Raw genomic sequence first — 261 nt, 5'->3', positions numbered from 1 at the left:
GTGGGTGTACCAGGAGGTAACGAAGGTGGTGCCGGTCAGCCAGCCCCCGATCGCCAAGTAGGCGCAGGGGAATAACAACAGGCCAGACCAGCCGATGAAGACGAAGCGATCGCGCTTCAGCCAGTCGTCGAGGACGTCAAACCATCCTCGCTCTGTCTGTGCGCGTCCCACTGCTATTGTCATAATGATAACCTCCGATACGTTTGGAAACCCCCGTGCTTTAGCCGGGGGAGGAAAAACGAACGTGCGGCTTTAGCCGCC

1 pseudogene is annotated in these 261 nt (G+C 58.6%); it reads right to left on the bottom strand.

Annotation, left to right across the window (positions count from 1 at the left end):
• Window positions 1-183: pseudogene (locus AC0QH1_RS00595) on the bottom strand (photosystem II D2 protein (photosystem q(a) protein)); the annotation flags it as partial.
• Between the last annotated feature and the right edge of the window lie 78 nt (window positions 184-261).

It is taken from the genome of Phormidium sp. CCY1219 (genome assembly GCF_055795085.1).
The sequence above is the reverse complement of the archived record's forward strand: the minus strand, read 5'-3'. Positions and strand labels throughout refer to the sequence as shown.